15 protein-coding genes and 2 pseudogenes are annotated in these 17,505 nt (G+C 46.4%); 8 read left to right on the top strand and 9 right to left on the bottom strand.

Annotated features, from left to right (window positions below):
- Positions 1-340: pseudogene (locus tag A1D16_RS00085) on the top strand (peptidase M28 family protein); the annotation flags it as partial.
- Positions 341-365: 25 nt separating this feature from the next.
- The gene (locus A1D16_RS00080; RefSeq protein WP_290706487.1) at positions 366-779 is read left to right on the top strand and encodes a hypothetical protein; all 414 of its coding nucleotides are present in this window, start codon (positions 366-368) and stop codon (positions 777-779) included.
- Positions 780-781: 2 nt separating this feature from the next.
- Here the strand turns inward: A1D16_RS00080 and A1D16_RS00075 are convergent, their stop codons facing one another.
- Both A1D16_RS00075 and A1D16_RS00070 read right to left on the bottom strand, forming a co-directional pair.
- Complete coding sequence (locus A1D16_RS00075; RefSeq protein ID WP_290706485.1) at positions 782-1,492, bottom strand: SAM-dependent methyltransferase; 711 nt, start codon at positions 1,490-1,492, stop codon at positions 782-784.
- A 2-nt stretch (positions 1,493-1,494) separates the two neighbouring features.
- Complete coding sequence (locus A1D16_RS00070) at positions 1,495-2,253, bottom strand: EI24 domain-containing protein (protein WP_290706483.1); 759 nt, start codon at positions 2,251-2,253, stop codon at positions 1,495-1,497.
- 57 nt (positions 2,254-2,310) lie between these two features.
- On the opposite strand from A1D16_RS00070, the gene A1D16_RS00065 reads away from it, so the two are divergent.
- A complete protein-coding gene (locus A1D16_RS00065; RefSeq protein ID WP_290706481.1) occupies positions 2,311-2,892 on the top strand; it encodes a DNA-3-methyladenine glycosylase in 582 nt (193 codons plus the stop codon).
- Between the two features lies 1 nt (position 2,893).
- Here A1D16_RS00065 and A1D16_RS00060 read toward each other — a convergent pair whose 3' ends face one another.
- On the bottom strand, positions 2,894-3,904 hold the full coding sequence (locus A1D16_RS00060; RefSeq protein ID WP_290706479.1) for a PorP/SprF family type IX secretion system membrane protein: 1,011 nt from the start codon (positions 3,902-3,904) through the stop codon (positions 2,894-2,896).
- A gap of 51 nt (positions 3,905-3,955) precedes the next feature.
- Entirely contained in the window at positions 3,956-4,606 is a 651-nt protein-coding gene (gene upp / locus A1D16_RS00055) for a uracil phosphoribosyltransferase (protein ID WP_290706477.1), read from the bottom strand.
- Between the two features lie 95 nt (positions 4,607-4,701).
- Here upp and A1D16_RS00050 point away from each other — a divergent pair, with 95 nt between their 5' ends.
- Entirely contained in the window at positions 4,702-5,805 is a 1,104-nt protein-coding gene (locus A1D16_RS00050) for an anhydro-N-acetylmuramic acid kinase (protein ID WP_290706475.1), read from the top strand.
- On the opposite strand, the gene A1D16_RS00045 is transcribed toward A1D16_RS00050, so the two are convergent.
- The 5 genes from A1D16_RS00045 to ade form a co-directional block, all read right to left on the bottom strand.
- Entirely contained in the window at positions 5,802-6,533 is a 732-nt protein-coding gene (locus A1D16_RS00045; protein ID WP_290706473.1) for a LytTR family DNA-binding domain-containing protein, read from the bottom strand. The genes A1D16_RS00050 and A1D16_RS00045 overlap by 4 nt on opposite strands.
- Positions 6,508-7,569, bottom strand: coding sequence for a histidine kinase (locus tag A1D16_RS00040; RefSeq protein WP_290706471.1), 1,062 nt, complete (start codon positions 7,567-7,569; stop codon positions 6,508-6,510). Before A1D16_RS00040 ends, A1D16_RS00045 begins: the two co-directional genes overlap by 26 nt.
- Positions 7,550-7,906, bottom strand: coding sequence for a DUF4288 domain-containing protein (locus A1D16_RS00035; RefSeq protein WP_290706468.1), 357 nt, complete (start codon positions 7,904-7,906; stop codon positions 7,550-7,552). Before A1D16_RS00035 ends, A1D16_RS00040 begins: the two co-directional genes overlap by 20 nt.
- Before the next feature lie 23 nt (positions 7,907-7,929).
- Positions 7,930-8,676 carry a DUF5668 domain-containing protein gene (locus A1D16_RS00030; RefSeq protein WP_290706466.1) on the bottom strand — a complete coding sequence of 249 codons (747 nt, stop codon included), beginning with the start codon at positions 8,674-8,676 and terminating at the stop codon, positions 7,930-7,932.
- 121 nt (positions 8,677-8,797) lie between these two features.
- Positions 8,798-10,429 carry an adenine deaminase gene (gene ade, locus A1D16_RS00025; RefSeq protein ID WP_290706464.1) on the bottom strand — a complete coding sequence of 544 codons (1,632 nt, stop codon included), beginning with the start codon at positions 10,427-10,429 and terminating at the stop codon, positions 8,798-8,800.
- A gap of 148 nt (positions 10,430-10,577) precedes the next feature.
- Between ade and A1D16_RS00020 the strand changes: the two genes are divergently transcribed.
- The 4 genes and pseudogenes from A1D16_RS00020 to A1D16_RS00005 all read left to right on the top strand — a co-directional run.
- A complete protein-coding gene (locus A1D16_RS00020; protein ID WP_290706462.1) occupies positions 10,578-11,330 on the top strand; it encodes a hypothetical protein in 753 nt (250 codons plus the stop codon).
- Positions 11,331-11,370: 40 nt separating this feature from the next.
- Entirely contained in the window at positions 11,371-12,093 is a 723-nt protein-coding gene (locus A1D16_RS00015) for a hypothetical protein (protein ID WP_290706460.1), read from the top strand.
- Positions 12,094-12,150: 57 nt separating this feature from the next.
- The gene (locus tag A1D16_RS00010; protein ID WP_290706458.1) at positions 12,151-15,231 is read left to right on the top strand and encodes a hypothetical protein; all 3,081 of its coding nucleotides are present in this window, start codon (positions 12,151-12,153) and stop codon (positions 15,229-15,231) included.
- 70 nt (positions 15,232-15,301) lie between these two features.
- Positions 15,302-17,505: pseudogene (locus A1D16_RS00005) on the top strand (hypothetical protein); the annotation flags it as partial.

Genomic DNA, 17,505 nt, shown 5'->3' with positions numbered 1-17,505 from the left:
ACATGTTTTTGCCCTGGAAAGTGATGCGGGTGGATTTACACCCCGCTCGTTCGGCTTTACCCTGGAGCAAAACAGGCTGGAAAAAATTCGCGCCTGGGTACCCCTGTTTGTACCTTATGGAGTATACCAGTTTGCCAATGGAGGGGGCGGTGCTGATATTGGTCCGCTGAACCGTGCCCTGGGAACGCCGGTAGCCGGATTAAGCCCGGATGGCTCCCGCTACTTCGATCTGCACCATGCCCGCAACGATGTTTTTGAAGCTGTCAACAAAAGAGAAATGGATTTGGGTGCCCTTAATATGGCTTTATTGATTTATATGATCGACAAATATGGATTATGATTATTTTCATATATAAATCAACATTATGGGCAGGTTTTTTTCAATCGTGATTATTGCATTGGTACTAATCGGAGCAGGATTGTTTTACTGGCGTTTTTATTGGGTATTCGGGGAGGGCGTTAAATCGGGCGAATTAAATTTCGTGGTTAAAAAAGGATATATCTTCAAAACCTATGAGGGCAAGCTGATACAGAGTGGCTTTCGGGGTGGTATGGCCGGTAGTATCCAATCCTACGAGTTTGAATTTTCTGTAGAAAATGCACAAATTGCCACCACTCTTATGGAAAACAGCGGCAAACAATTTGACCTGCATTACAAAGAATACCTGGGTGCTTTACCCTGGAGAGGAAATACCAAATATGTGGTGGATAGTATCTTGTCAATGAACGGACAACCCGAAGAAAAATCTATTCGACCCAAAGTGCAAAACACGCAATAATATTAAACACCTAACAGGAATACAGCCGGACGCTTATGCAGCTCCGGCTTATTTTTTTGCCAGTTGCGTACCGTACGGGTTTGGATGGTTTCATTGGTACCGGTAATATCAGCTGCAATGCATAACCTGGTATCAGGGCGGCATTGCTGAAGAAAGGCTTCCAGTAATGCAGTATTCCGGTAAGGGGTTTCGATAAAAATCTGGGTGCAGCCATTTTTCAGGCTTTCCTGCTCCAGTTCCTTTATAAGTTTATTGCGGGCAGCTGCATCAATAGGAAGGTAGCCATGAAACTGGAAACGCTGACCGTTTAAACCGCTTGCCATCAGCGCAAGCAGGATAGAACTGGGGCCTACCAGCGGTTTAACCAATGCCCCCATTTCCTGGGCTGCCGCTACTAAAAGCTGCCCCGGATCTGCTATGCCCGGACAGCCCGCTTCGCTCAGGATGCCGATATTTTTTCCCCGCTGTACCTGCTGGCGGAACTGGTCTTTAACCTCCTGCTCGGCTTTATGAATCGCATACCAATCGTAATTGTCAATGATCATTTCCTTCCAGCATCTTTTCAGAAATCGACGGGCGGTGCGTTCATTTTCAACAAAAAAAACCTGGCATTGCTGTACTGCTTCCAGTACATAAGACGGAATTACCTCCAGGTGTTCCTCATCCAGGTAACAGGGAATAAGGTAAACAGAACCAAGTGCTGAACTTGCCATACTTATTTTTTATCCATTTCGCGAAAACTTAGTGTTGCGGCAATTACGGCATAAGAGGGTGCCAGTACCCAGCCAACAAAGGGGATCGCATGCATCAGGTAAAACAACAAGCCGTTTCCGATTGCCAAACCTTTATGATCGCTGATAAAACGAATGCTTTCTGCCGGGGATAATTTTCTTCGCTCACAGCTATAATCCACCATGGAAAAGCCATAGTAATAACATTCTACAAAAAGAGAAATAAGCGGACTAATCCAGCCAACAACAGGAATGAAGGAAAGCAATAAAATGGAAACGGTATAAACCGATTGCCAGAGCAGGTTACGAAGGGCCAGTTTAATACCCCGTACAATATCTTTCATCAACTGGGCAAAGCTGAAAGGAAATTCACGCCCCTCCAATATGGATTCCGTTTTTTCACTGAGGTAGGCAAATACCGGCGAACCTACGATCAGGAAAAAGAATTTAAAAAAAGAGAAATAAAAAAATACCAGCAGCACCTGCACCATTATGCCTCCCATCATGAATAAAAAACTAAGGATGCCGCTTTTTTGTTCCTGTAACCACCTGTCTATTCCAATCAGGTTGGTAAGATAATTTACGGCATCGTTGGCTGAACTGATGAAAAAAAACATGCCGGTGATGAAAAGCAGCATATAAATTATTCCCGGAATAATAATCCACCGCCAGAGTTTATGCTGTACTATAAAATGATGTGCCTTGTAGAAGGATTCAAAAGCTATGATAAGTTCTTTCAGCAATATGGGTTGTTTAAGCGCCTAAATTTATTACTTTGAACCTAGACCATTCGCAAAAAGATGACAAAACTCCCGCTTTCCTGGTTTGACGGTACAGATGTAGTGGAAATTTCTCGCGCACTGATCGGAAAAATTATCCGCACCCGATTCGACGATGGGCTTACCAGTGGCCGGATCATAGAAACAGAAGCCTATGCGGGAGTAACCGATAAAGCCTCGCATGCTTACGGGGGGCGGCGTACCTCAAGAACGGAAATCATGTATGCGCAGGCAGGAACGGCCTATGTTTATCTTTGTTATGGCATCCATCATCTATTTAATATCGTAACCAACCAGCCCGATATACCCCACGCTGTGCTGATTCGGGCAATACTACCCCTGGAAGGTGAGGCGCTTATCCGCGCCAGGTTAAAAAAAACTGCATCGGTTCCGAGCGCAAAACTAGCTTTGGGACCGGGTTTGGTGGCAAAGGCCCTGGGTATCAGCACCCACCATACCGGCCTGTTGCTGAATGATAGCATCAGTATCTGGGACGATGGGTTCAGGCCCGAAGCCATCCGCATTACACCCCGTATCGGCATTGATTATGCACAGGAAGACAAGGACCTGCCTTACCGTTTTCTGCTGACAGAAAAAAGCTGAATCAGAATTTGGGACAGGGAATTTCTTTTTGTCCCTCAGAAGGACGTTTAATATAGATCAGGGAAATTTCGATTCCACCCCTGCGCTGAGAGGCTGTTTTAAGTTGAGAAGTATTTACATCATAGGTAACCCCCAGGCGAAAATCTGCCCATTCAAAACCCATATAGGGGATCAGTGCATCGCCAAAACGATACCAGGAACCCGCATAAAAGGCCGTCGGCCGCTCAAAATCTTCGTTCAGGTTAAAAGCAACAGCCCCTCCCAAAAGGGTTTCAAAAGCGCCTGCCTGGCGGCTGTGCAGGGCCGACATATGGAGGGTGGTGGTTTGTCCAACCGGAAGATAGCCCCCGCCATGAATAGTTACCCTCGGCTGAAGGGTATAAAACCCGTTGGTGAAATTTTCTTTGGGCCGGTTGATATGATAGACTGATGCACCGAAATAAAAATTATCCTCTCCGTTGGTAGATCCGCTGTATAAAAGGCCGGCATTTACGCCCACATAACTTACGTTGATGCGGGTGCCATCCACCGCCTCGCCACTCGGATTTGTCCAGGTGCCGTCCAGCGCCAGCTCATTTTCAAAATTCAATTGAGAGCCATCCAGCCGTTTACTCGTATAAACGCCCTGGAATCCAAGCCCCAGTTGATGAAAGCCATCTTCGTCCAGTGATTTATGATAAGCCGTGGAAAAAGCCACGTAATTAGACGTAAGGATACCATTTGCTGTGCGGTCTGTCATTGCCATACCACCAATACCCCAGGTATCATTATTCAAACGGCCTTTCAGCAGGGGGGCGTCCAGTGATAGCGTAGAGGTTACAAAGGCTTTACTAATGGCCGGCCATTGATCCCGGTAATTTCCGGCCGCTCGTATTATGCCGTTAAATTTCCCGGTATAAGCGGGGTTTAAGGTCATGGGCGAGGCGAAAAATTGCGAAAAGTGCGGGTCCTGGGCAAATAACGGAGAAGCATTCCATCCCAACAGAAGCAGTATTCCAACAAAAATTCTCATAATAGGAAAGGTAAAATACAAAAAATGCCCAATGACAGGTAATTATTTTGGCTAGGCCTGCTGTTTATTGCCAAATGCCAGGTCGCCGGCATCTCCCAGCCCCGGCACAATATAGCTTTTGGCGGTTAATTCTTCGTCGATGGCACCACACCAGATCCTTACATTGGGTTCGTTGCGGTGAACATACTCAATTCCAACGGTACATGCAATAGCGCACACAATATGAACTTCTTTGGGTTTGCCTTCCTCGCGTAAAAACTGGATGGTTTTAACCAGGGAAGCGCCGGTTGCCAGCATCGGATCAGAAATAATCAGTATACGATCCTCCAGGTCGGGGCTCGATACATATTCCATGCTGATTTCAAAACTACCATCGGCATGGTGTTTCCGGTACGCTGAGATAAAGGCATTATCGGCCTTGTCAAAATAATTCAGCAATCCCTGGTGAAGGGGTAGGCCTGCCCGCAGGATGGTGGCCAATACTGGCTGTTCCTGCAATAATTTACAATTGGAACTGCCCATAGGGGTAGGTGTTTCTACCTGTACATGGGCCATATGTTTGCTGATTTCATAAGCCGCTACTTCCCCAATTCGTTCAAGATTACGGCGAAACCGCATTCTGTCTGTCTGAATCTGTACGTTTCGCAGCTCACTTACGAAATCGCAGAGTAGGGAGTAGTGCTTGCTTAAATTAACCACCATGATTATCCAATTTTTCTGCCGGTGTCAATCGTTGTAATTTGCACCCGCCCGACAAATCTAAAGGGCTGCCGGGTAAATCAAAAACTTTTTTGAGAATGGTCTATAATGTTATCGGATTGATGAGTGGTAGCTCCCTGGACGGGCTGGATATTGCTTTTGTACAGTTTCATGCCACTGGCGGTAAATGGTCTATGGAACTGCTGCAGGCAACAACCTATGCGTATACCCCCGAATGGGAAGAAAAACTACGGAATTGCACCGCTCTTTCAGCAGCGGATTACCTGCTGCTGCACAGCGCTTACGGGCATTTAACCGGCCAATTGGTAAATCGGTTTATTGAAGCACACGGACTAGAGCATAAAGTGCATATGATAGCGTCTCACGGGCATACCAGTTTCCATATGCCCGCAGCAGGTATGACGGCCCAACTTGGAGATGGAGCGGCCATTGCCGCAGAAACAGGGCTGCCGGTGATCAGTGACCTGCGGGCCATGGATATAGCGTTTGGCGGACAAGGTGCACCGATTGTACCAGTTGGCGAAAAACTCCTGTTCGGCGACTATACCTTTCTGCTGAATTTAGGCGGTATTGCCAATTTATCGGTTCACCGCAACGATCGGATCATTGCTTTTGATTCCTGTGCCGCCAACCGCGTACTAAATATGCTGGCTGCCGATGCAGGCCTTGCTTTTGATGAAAATGGAAAAATAGCAGCTGCCGGCACAGAAAATGCCGGTTTGCTGGAAAAACTCAACCAGCTACCGTATTATCAGCTCAGCTACCCGAAATCACTCGCAAACGCATTTGGAACCGATGAAGTTTACCCGCTGATTAAAAGGTTGGAACTACCCCTGCCCGATGCATTACATACCTACGTTAAACATATTGCCGCACAAATTGCTACAGATATTGCCCGGGTAGCAGTAAAAGAGGGTATTGACCCTGCCGGAAAAACCCTGCTGGTAACTGGTGGAGGCGCCCTGAATAGTTTTCTGGTTAATTGCCTGCAGGATCAGTTGGCAGACCTACAGGTAAACCTGGTGGTACCCGACCGATTGTTGGTAGAATTCAAGGAAGCCATTATCATGGCCTTGATGGGGGTATTAAGGTGGAGAGAAGAGTACACGGTACTGGCATCCGTAACCGGCGCCACCCGCAACAGCATCGGGGGGGCGCTCTGGTTGGGAAATGAAGCCTAGATACCCAGCTTTTCTTTCAGTTTCTGGTACCCGCTTTTACTAACAGGCAACTGCTTTTTATTCTTAAGAATTGCAGTGTAGCTCTCCTTTTCCATAGGAAAGAGCTGGCTGATTTCCTGTACGTTCACGAGGTAGGAGCGATGAATGCGTACAAACTGATGCACTGGTAACTGTTGCTCCATGGCCGCCATGGTTTTATTTTTCAGCCAGCTTCCATCTGCCGTAAAAATTTTGATATAATCATCGGCCGCCTCAATATAATGTACCTGGTTCACCGGAATAATGCGGATAGTGGCATTGTCTTTAATAACAATGCGGTCTTGTTGCTGGGGCGATAAACTGGCGCTCGTAAGCAAGGCTTCATTAGGTAGGTGATGTTGCTGTGACAGGTATTTTTGAACAGCTTTCTGAAATCGCTCCAGGCTATAGGGTTTTAGTAAATAATCCACCGCATGTTGATCAAATGCTTTCATAGCATACTCGTCAAAAGCCGTGGTAAAAATTACTGCCGGTTGTTTTTCCAGGAGTTCCAGCATTTCAAAGCCATTGATACGGGGCATCTGGATGTCAAGAAAAATAAGGTCAGGTTCCTCTTGCTGAATGGCTTTTAATCCGCTGAAGCCATCATGACAAATACCCACCACCTGCATTTGCGGAAAAGCAGCCAGGTACTCCTGTACCAGCAAACAGGCCAGGGGTTCATCATCTATTATCAGTACTTTCAGCATATAATTGTGGAATGATTACAGTTGTTATGAATAAATTATTTTCCTGTTTTACCTGCAACAGGTCGGTTCTTCCAAAAAGCAGGTACAGTCTTCGTTGAACAGAACTAAGGCCAAAACCGGTTCCGGTTTTTCGGGCAGGCGTTTCGGGGTCAAAGGGGTTACTAACAGTAATATATAGATGTTTTTCTCTCAGCCGGGTAGTTATCTCAATCTCAACCGCATCGGTGGTTTCATACAGTCCGAACTTAATCGCATTTTCAACCAGGGGTTGTAAAAGCAGCGGTGGAATAATAGCACGGGCATCGTTTTCATCCCGATGTATAAATACCTGCAGCCGGTGCCCAAACCGTAGTTTTTCTATTTGCAGGTAGCGGTTAATCTGGTCTATTTCATTGCTAAGTTCTATCAGTTTATCTTCTTTCTGGTGTATGGTTCCGCGTAGGAAGGAAGCCAGTTGCTCTGTCATATGGCGTGCTTCCTGCGGGCGTGTTCCGATTAAGGCATTGATAGAATTGAGGCTGTTGAATAAAAAATGCGGTTGCAATTGCTGCCGCAATTTGAATAACTCAGCTTCCGTTGCCAGTTGCTGGATTTCATTCCGCTGCTTTTTTTCAGCCGATGCTTTTTGCAGCATATTAAATAATAAGATCAGTACCAGGATACTGGAAACCGTAATCATGGAAAAACCAATCCTTATCTGCATGGTAGCATTCAGCATGCTGATATAAGCAGGGTTATCGGGGATCATGGATTCCAGCAATAGTTTGGCTGCAACCGGAAGCAAGCTGGATAAGCCGGCTGTTAAAGTAATGGCAATCCAAAACCCGGTGGCATTGGGTGTATAAAATTTAAAAATTCGCTTAAGAGTAACCGTTATAAAAACCAGCAGCAGGGCATTTAGCAGTGATTCTGTTGCACTGATGGAAAAATTATAGCCATTACTGAGCAGGGCAAAGAAATTGATTTGCCATATCAGGTAAATAAAGACACTGCAAAGCAACAGCAGAGATCTGTTATTAAATGGAATGGATGGCATAATCCGGTTTGCGTTGTAGTTGAATGGTTTTGTCTTTTATATAATTCCGGTAGCCATCGGCATGTTCAATTTCATGATGTTGCTGGTACAGCTCTGCACCGTGAAATAAATCGGGCAGGCAGGAAAGCTCTTTTATTCCGAGGAATTTCCATTCCACTTTCGTGGCCTGGTTATATTGCCAGCTTAGCAGTTCCTGATTCCCGATTTCCTGTGCGGCCTGCATAGCTTGTTCCCTGGTACCTGCGTCGAGCAGGCGCACTTGTTCTTCAAACTGGGGAGTATGCTTACCCTCTCCGCATATAATTTCATAGCAAATGGTTGCCAGGTAATAAGACATAAGGATGGTTTAATGGTTAGGGCTTAGAAGTTGGAGATCTCAATGCCACCAAAAACTGCATTGGCTTCTACATAAAGAATTTTATCCGAGAAAATGGTGTGTTTGGGGCGTTGGTCTTCCACGCTGCCCAGTACCGAATTATTTTCCATTTTCAATTGCCAGTGTGATGGAATGATTAACCGGATGCTGCCAAAAACTGCATTCAGTTCCAGCTTGGGTGGCAGGTCAAAATCGGCCTGAGACAGGTTGATCTCTGCGCTTCCGAATACGGTAGATACCTCACCACCGCCGAAGTTTTTGGTCAGGATATTTTTACGGATGCTGCCAAACACGCTCGATTCATTCAATTTTTCATTGACGGTGCTGGCAGCTGGGTCTTCTTCCAGAATTGCGGATGCCACCGCTGCCGCCCTGTTGTTATCCCAATGCCGGGGCCGGAAAATCAGGAAGAGCCCGCCCAGTACCAGCATCACCGGCCAGAAAAATTCTCTTGGAAAAAATTGGGGAAACGCTTTATCCGCCAGGAAAAAAGCACCAATAGCGAGGGGCCAGAGCCAACCGGTACCCCTGAATTTATGACTGATACCGATGGCTAATCCAACTGCAATCAGGATCATTGGCCAGGAAAAGATCCAGGTAGGTATGAATACCCCGGCTTTGCTGGCGAATAACAGTCCGCCAATAACTACCAGCAAAATTCCAAAAATATACCGGCTCTGTTTGTTTCCGCGGCAGGGGCCATTGCCCCGGTTTCTTCTATATCTACCCATTGTTTTCAGATTTTAAGTAAAACTACAGTCCGCCTGCCCGGTATACAAGCAGTTTCCTGCCACTTCCAGCAGATTCTCGGTAAAGCCCGGTTTTTTGTCGGTAAATATGCTACACAGGAAATCAGAGAAACCGGAAGCTGCTACCGTCAAAAAGACCGCGATCGGAGAGCTTGAGCGCCGGTATAACCAGCAGCGCCATAAAAGACAGGGTCATGAAGGGCGCCGCCAGCTGACTGCCGAGTGATTTTGCCAGCCTGTCCAGCTCGGTATAGGAAGCCGCTACATCGTACCCGTCGTCGGTACTCATCAATCCGGCTACCGGCAAAGCTAACACCGCCGATTCAGCCGGCGTAACACAACTCAGCCCGCCTTTTTCCCGGATCACCAGGTTAATTGCTTCCAGGATAGAATCATCGTCTGCGCCTACTGCAATAATATTATGAGAATCATGCGCCACTGAAGAAGCGATGGCTCCTTTTTTTAAGCCCATTCCACAGATAAATGCTTTCGCGGGCGGCGCTTTCCGGTACCGGTTTACGACCACAATTTTCAAACAGTCGGTAGCCGGGTTGCTTACAAAATTACCAGCCTTGCGCAACAGGTCCATAGCGCCCATTTCTTTAGACCCGGTTATTAGTTGCCCGTCATAGGCTATGATGGCGGGGTATAAGTAAGAATCTGTAGTTACTTTCAGGTCCTCCACGCTAATTTCTGTGCAGTTAAACTGGTTGATAGGGGAGGTTTCCACCGAGGCAATCCGGCTTACCCCGTCTGCATATACACATTCGCCGTTGATCCAGGTAGCTTCGACCTCAAACCTGCTGAGATCACGTAGTAAAACAAAATCAGCCCAGTCGCCTTCCCGCAATAACCCCAGGTCCATTTTATAATGTTCTACCGGGTTAATACAGGCTGCTCGGAGGATATCGAACAAATCGATTTCCTTTCGCAGGGCTCTTGCGCAAAGCTGGTTGATATGCCCCAATAGCAGGCTGTCGGGGTGTTTGTCATCGCTGCAAAACATAATTTTATCAGGATGGCTTCGGAGCAATTCGATGAGTGCATCAAAATTTTTAGCAGCGCTTCCTTCCCTGATCAGAATTTTCATGCCCTGCTGTAGTTTATCCAGGCCTTCTTCATAACTGAAGCATTCGTGATCGGTGCTCATACCACCGGCAATATAACGGGCGGCTTCATCCCCTCTCAGGCCGGGGGCGTGCCCATCAACCGGCTTACCTAATTCACGGGCAGCGGCAATTTTTGCCATCACTTCCGGATCCCTGTTCAAAACGCCTGGAAAATTCATCATTTCACTCAGGTAATAAATGTCTTTTCGTTCCAGGAGCTGACGAACGGCAAGGGCATCGAGCTCGGCGCCGGCTGTTTCAAAACGGGTTGCCGGCACACAGCTAGGCGCGCCAAAATGAAATTTGAACGGCACCTGTTGCCCGTTGCGGATCATAAAATCCACCCCTTCCACCCCGCAAACATTCGCAATTTCATGGGGGTCAGAAATGGTGGCCACCGTTCCATGCGCCACAGCCAGTTTTGCAAATTCAGACGGTACAAGCAGGGAACTTTCAATATGCACATGGGCATCCACAAAACCCGGGCATATATAAGCGGCCGCAGTATTCGGATTTTCGGAAAGACAGCGAATTTCGCGGATGCGCGGACCCTCCAGGTGTAATTCCGCGAAATAAATGGTTCTATTGGGTATATCTATCAGATTCCCCTGTAGGATTTTTTCCATATTGTGCTGGCTTAGCAACACAATATACCCAAGAACCACAAAAAAACTAGAAACTGATGGTTAACCTGTAATGAATTGGATGATCGGGCATCTAATAGAAAAAATACCGGTTACATTTGATCCAAATTTACTGACTCAAGCTTACAACATGCTGAAAGGTCCTGCTTTTACATTACTCGCCTGTTTGGTTTTCGGGCTGCTTACGGTACAGGCACAAACCGTTGTGGATGTACTGGAAGGATATGAAAAAGCCCTGGGTGGCAAAGAAAAACTACAAACCCTTCAGTCGGTTTACCTGGAAGGAGTTTCCATTGCCGGAAACGGGAACGAAATCATCTCGAAACTAACCAAGGTCGATCAAAAACTGATGCGGTCTGAGATCAGTTTCGGGATGGGCAGCATTTCGGTACTGCTAACCGACCAGGGCGGCTGGATATCCAACCCCCGGAATGGCGGAAAATTTGAACCCATGCCGGAAGAACGCTACAAGGCAGCTCAAACAGAACTTGATATAACAGGGCCACTCTATAATTATGCTGCAAAAGGACACCAGGCTGTGTTGGAAGGAAAAGAAACCATTAACGGCAAAGATGCCTTTAAAATTAAGCTTACCCTGAAAAATGGGAATGAAATAACGTATTATCTGGATGCGGCAACCTATCTTCCGATGCGCGAAATTAGAAAAGGGGCCGGGCTGATGGGGGGCGGACAAAGAAGGCAGGGAGCTAACCAGGGAGCACAGCCCCAGGAACTGATCACTGATTTTGCTGATTATAAAGCTACCCCGGAAGGTTTTATTTTTCCTTTTACTGTTAAACGCAACGGAATGGGAGGCGAAACCATCTATGAAAAGATCGAGGTAAACAAAACAGTCGATCCGAAGTTATATAAACCGGAATAACCACTCAAATTAATACCAACTACACATTAAACAGAAACACATGAAAGCGTTGAAACTTGCATTTTTAGGAGCTTCTTTATTAGGAACCATCTCCGGTTTTTCGCAAACGGCGGAGGAAGTGGCCAATAAACATATTGAAGCTATTGGCGGAAAAGAGAATTGGAAAAAAGTGAAATCAGTGATCATGGAAGGTAATATGTCTTTCCAGGGAATTGATATTGCCGTAACCACCACAGCGGTACACAATACCGGCAGCCGGCAAGACCTTACCATCATGGGGCAGCAGAACTATATTATTATGACCCCCACCGCAGGTTGGATGTTTATGCCGGTGCAGGGGCAGCAGAATGTAGAACCTATGACAGAAGAAATGGTAAAAAAAGGCGCCGATGAACTTGATACCCAGGGTGCATTAGTTGATTACAAAGCAAAAGGACATACCATTGAATTCCTTGGTAAAGAAGATGTGGAAGGAACAGAATGCCTGAAACTTAAACTGAACCTGAAAGGTGGAAAAGTTACTACGTATTACATCGATCCTTCGAGCTACCTGCTGATCAAATCAACCGCCAAACAGGAAGTAAACGGGCAGGAAATGGAAATGACAACCGGATATAGCAACTACCAGAAACTACCGGAAGGAATTTCTGTACCTATGACCATCAGCGTGCCACTCGGGCCAGGCATGAACGCCGATATGGTAATCAGTAAAGTCTCCATCAATAAAGAAGTTCCCGCCACCCTTTTCCAACCGGCAAAATAAAGCAACTGAAAAGCCCGGTTCTGCCGGGCTTTTTCATTCCTGACCAAAACACAGCAAATGAAAAAAATCGCGCTCCTGTTTGTAGGATCTGTATCTGCTATAATTTCCTTCGCCCAATCGGGTGTCAATTCTTCTACCTTTGGTATGCTGGAAGCCAGGTGGCTTGGACCAGGCACTATGAGTGGAAGAATTACTGCCATTGAAGGCGTTAATAAAGACGGTAAAACAATTTATATCGGCACGGCTGGTGGGGGTATCTGGAAAACAACCAATGCCGGTGCATCTTTCAAACCAATTTTCGATCGTTATTGCCAGAGTATTGGCGCGCTGGCCATTGATCAGTCAAAACCTTCCATAGTTTATGCCGGTACCGGCGAAAGTAATATGCGCAATTCCGTTTCCATCGGCAATGGTTTATACAAGTCGACCGATGGAGGTGATAACTGGACCAAAATAGGACTGGACAGTACGGAGCATATTTCCAAAATTGTTATTGACCCCGCTAATCCCAACACGGTATTCGTAGCAGCACCAGGCCCGCTTTGGAATGATAGTGAACATCGTGGCTTGTATAAATCAACCGATGGCGGAAAAACCTGGACCAAAGCCCTCTATATTTCCGATAAAGCCGGTTGCGCCGATGTTAGCCTTGATCCCGCTAATCCGAATATCGTCTATGCTACTACCTGGGAGTTTCGCCGCCTGCCTTATTTGTTTAATTCCGGTGGTAAAGGTTCCGGCATCTACAAATCAACCGATGGTGGAAAAACCTGGAAAGAGTTAAGCAATGGATTGCCCCCTAAACCATTCGGACGTACCGCATTGGCATTGGCACCCAGCGCTCCGGAGAATTTAATTGCGATTGTAGAAGCCAAGGATACCAAGTTGTATATATCCAAAGACGGCGGTGAAAACTGGAAAGAACAAAGCGCTACCCTCAATGTGGTATCGCGCCCTTTTTATTTCAGTACCCTGGTAATTGATCCGAAAGATCCGAAACGGGTGTATCGGCCTGCCTTCTCTTTTTCCTATTCCGACGATGGCGGGTATTCCTTTGCGGAAGCCTCCGGCGACGGTGGCTGGGTACATTCCGATCACCATGCATTGTGGATCAATCCGAATAATACGAATCAATTGTATTTAGGTACAGACGGGGGCGTATATATCAGCCTCGACAGAGGCGTTACCTGGATATTTGTATCCAATTTACCCGTTGGACAATTTTACCATGTAGCAGTTGATAATAAAGAGCCGTATAATATTTTTGGTGGCCTGCAAGACAATGGATCCTGGTACGCACCTTCTGCCAAACCCAATGGCGTAAATAATGGCGACTGGACTGCCATATATGGTGGAGACGGCTTCTGGACCGTACCTGATCTTACCGACCCCAATATTGCCTATGCCGAATACCAGGGTGGAAATATGTCGAGGGTTGACCTGCGTACGCTAAAATCTGTTTCCATAAAACCACAGGCAGGCGCAAAAGACGATAAACTTCGTTGGAACTGGAACACGCCTATTCACGTAGGATTGAAAAACCCCGGTAATCTTTACACCGGCGCGCAATACCTGTTTAAGAGTACCGATAAAGGCACCAACTGGACCCGTATTTCGCCCGATCTAACCACCAATGATAAGAAAAAACAAGAGCAGGAAAACAGTGGTGGCCTCAGTGCCGATAATACATCTGCCGAAAACCATACCACCATTTTTACCATTTCAGAATCTCCATTGGATGAAAACATCATCTGGGTTGGTACAGACGACGGTAACCTGCAATACACTACAGACGGCGGTAAAAGCTGGACCAATGTTGCCGCAAATGTGGCAGCAGCAGGTATTCCTGCGCAAACCTGGGTTAGCAGCGTAGAACCATCCCGGTTCGATAAACAGGTCATCTATGCCAGTTTTGATAATCATATGTACGGTGATCATAAAACCTACCTGGCAAAATCTTCCGATATGGGAAAAACCTGGACGCTTTTTAAAAGCGATGAATTTACTGGGTTTGCCCATAAAATAAAAGAAGACCTGGTAAATAAAGACCTCTTATTTGCCGGTACTGAAATGGGTATGTTTGCTTCGGTTACAGGTGGGCGTGAGTGGTTCCGTATGAAAAACCGGATTCCAGAGTATGCACTGGTACGCGACATCGCTATTCATCCAAAAACGCACGATTTATTACTGGGAACCCATGGCAGGGGAATAATTGTAGTGGATGATATTCGACCTATGCGCGATTTAGCGGGCGAAATTGCCAATAAACCCGTACATATTTTTGCGCAGGATCCGCAACCCATCCGCGATGGCCAGTTTGGAAGCGGCGGCTTTCCGCCCACAGGTGGCTGGTCGGCAGGAAATCCGGCCGGCATTCCGCCCATTCAATATTACCTGAAAGACCGGATCATGACCGGTGATGTGAAACTGGAAATTTATGACGAGAAAGGACAGCTGGTGCAATCCATGCCCGGATCCAAACGTAAAGGTGTAAATAAAGTGTACTGGAATCAGCGCATGACCCCTAATAAATCGGTTGCCGGCGGAACTAAAATGGATCGGGGAAGTATGGTTGCCCCCCAGGTATTACCCGGCACCTATACGCTTAAACTGATTGTAGGGAAAGAAGAATACAAGCAGCCATTGGTATTGGTACATGATCAAAACAATACCGGTTATACCGCCGACGACCGCCTGGCACAGCACAAAGCATCCATGGAATTGTATAACCTGCAAAAAGAACTGAATACACTTATTGAAGAAGTAAATGCGGAACAGAAACTGCTCAAAGAAAACGGTGATAAGATCAAAAGTGAAAAAGTGAAAAAACTATTGAAAACCTATAATAGTTCACTGGAGGAATTGAGGAGCGGTTTACTGGCCACCAAACAAACCAGTATTTTTGCAGATGAAGAACAATTGAGAGAACGGTTAACCGAACTCTATATTACCGTAACCGGAAACGAAGCAAGACCAAGCAATCTGCAACAGGAACGAATTCAGGTAATTCGTGGCCAACTTTCAGCAGCACAGGCAAAACACGTATCCATTAATAAACAATATGCAGAAAAAGTTAAACAGGCTATGGCAAAAGAAGGCGTTAAGCCACCTGTGCTGACCGACCCTGCAGGAAAATAGTTTTTTGTTTCCAGGTATAAATGGCTGGTTGGCAAGCGCTGACCGGCCATTTTTTTGTTTAATTTGTAGGATGAGAAATATATTGTTAGTAGCCTGTTTGTTCCCTGCCCTGCTGGTACAGGCACAAAGGAAGAAACCAACTGCACCAACTGCTACAGGTACAGCAGATTCCCTCTTGTTTACCACTACTCAATACCGGTTAATCGGCCCCTGGCGGGGTGGCCGTTCGGCGGCTGTAACAGGTTCCGTATCCAACCGGCAAACCTTTTATATGGGTGCCACGGGTGGTGGACTTTGGAAAACTACCGATGGGGGTAATAATTGGAAGAATATTTCTGATAAATACAATATCGCCAATATTGGTGCCATTGCTATTGCACCCAGTGATGAACAGATTATGTATGTAGGTGAAGGAGAAAATACGCTCCGGGGAAATGTGGCCGAAGGATTGGGAGGCATCTGGCGTTCTGACGATGCAGGTAGAACCTGGCGGAATTTAGGCTTGAAAGACGGCCGGCATATTATCCGTATTCTGGTACACCCTAAAAATCCAGACATTGTGTGGGCTGGTGTAATCGGGCATTTATTCGGACCCAACCAGGAGCGCGGTGTATATAAATCAACCGACGGCGGTAAAACCTGGAAAAGAACCTTATTTGTTAATGCGCAAACAGGTGTAAGCGACCTGGTAATGGATCCTACCAATCCATCCATCCTGTTTGCCGGCACCTGGCGGGTAATCCGCACCCCTTATAGTATGGAAAGTGGTGGCGAAGGTAGCGGCCTGTGGAAATCGACAGATGGGGGAGAAAGCTGGACCAATATTACTACTGCAAAAGGATTGCCTAAAGGTGTATGGGGTATAACCGGGGTGGCTATTGCTGCTTCCAACCCCGATAAAGTAATGGCATTGATTGAAAATGAAAAAGGTGGTTTGTACACCAGTACAGATGCCGGCAAAACCTGGAGCCTGACCAGCAGCGATAATAATATCCGTCAAAGAGCCTGGTATTATACCAAATTGTTTATTGATCCGAAAGACGAAAACCTGGTATATGCACCCAATGTGGGTTTGATGCGAAGCCGCGATGGTGGAAAAACCTTTCAGGGAATCCGTACACCCCATAGTGATCACCACGATCTATGGATCGATCCCCATGATCCCAATCGTATGATTGTGGCAGACGATGGCGGCGGACAGGTTAGTTATGATGGCGGTTCCAGTTGGAGCAGTTATATGAACCAGCCAACTGCCCAAATTTACCGGGTAAGCACCGATAACAGTTTTCCCTACCGGATTTTAGGCGCCCAGCAGGACAATACCACCATACGCATCAAACATAGAACCTACGGTTCGGTTATTTCAGAGAACGACTGGGAAGAAACGGCTGGTTTTGAAAGCGGATATGTAGTGGCTGACCCCTTGAACCCGGATATTGTATATGGCGGTAATTACGGCGGGTATTTGTCCAGGTTAGATCATAAAACCGGGGAAAACAGGGCTATAACAGTTTGGCCCGATAACCCGATGGGAGCCGGGGCTGATGTATTGAAATATCGTTTCCAATGGAATTTCCCGATCTTCTTTTCGCCGCATAATCCCAAGCGCCTGTATTGTGCAGGAAATGCTCTTTTTGTTACAGAAAATGAAGGAGCCAGCTGGGAACAAATTTCTCCTGATTTAACAACGAATGATAAATCAAAACAAGGCCCCAGCGGCGGCCCTATTACAAAAGATAATACCTCGGTAGAATATTACTGTACCATCTTTACTGCCGTAGAAAGCAGCCTGGAAAAACATCTTCTGTGGACCGGTTCGGATGATGGGCTGATACATATCAGTAAAGACGGCGGTAAAAACTGGGCCAATGTAACACCTGCAACTGCACCAAAATGGATGATGTGGAACGCTATTGAAACACATCCCACTAAAAAAGGCGTGGCATATATTACCGGAACTCGCTACAAGCTAGATGATTTTAGTCCCTATATCTACCAAACAACCGACTATGGCAAAACATGGACGCTGATTACCAAAGGAATTGAACCACTGCATTTTACCCGGGTAATGCGGGCCGATAAAAAAAGAGATGGTTTGTTGTATGCAGGTACAGAATATGGGATGTATATCAGTTATGACGATGGTTTAAACTGGAAGAAATTCCAATTGAATTTGCCCGAAGTTCCAATCACAGACCTTACTATTAAAGACAACGATCTTGTGGTAGCTACGCAGGGCAGGGCCTTCTGGGTATTGGATGACCTGAGCGTGGT

This window comes from Flavihumibacter sp. CACIAM 22H1 (assembly GCF_001601815.1).
Lineage (GTDB): Bacteria > Bacteroidota > Bacteroidia > Chitinophagales > Chitinophagaceae > Flavihumibacter.
This window is presented reverse-complemented; position numbering and strand designations above follow the sequence as displayed.